This window comes from Bacillus sp. S71, from assembly GCF_016625265.1.
Lineage (GTDB): Bacteria > Bacillota > Bacilli > Bacillales > Bacillaceae_G > Bacillus_A > Bacillus_A cereus.
The window spans coordinates 1-208 of the sequence record NZ_JACVUW010000043.1 but is presented as its reverse complement, the minus strand read 5'-3'; the positions used below and the strand labels follow the sequence as shown (position 1 = coordinate 208).

The window sequence follows — 208 nt, the reverse complement described above, 5'->3', positions numbered from 1 at the left end:
AACCTTGCCAAGGTTGGGGTCGCGGGTTCGAATCCCGTCTTCCGCTCCAATTTTCAATATGACATGCCGGGGTGGCGGAACAGGCAGACGCACAGGACTTAAAATCCTGCGGTGGGTGACCACCGTGCGGGTTCGACCCCCGCCCTCGGCACCATATGCGCCCGTAGCTCAATTGGATAGAGCGTTTGACTACGGATCAAGAGGTTAG

1 tRNA gene is annotated in these 208 nt (G+C 57.7%); it reads left to right on the top strand.

The window, feature by feature from the left end:
* Window positions 1-65: 65 nt before the first annotated feature.
* Window positions 66-154, top strand: a tRNA-Leu gene (locus tag IBT51_RS26950).
* The last annotated feature ends 54 nt before the right edge of the window (window positions 155-208 follow it).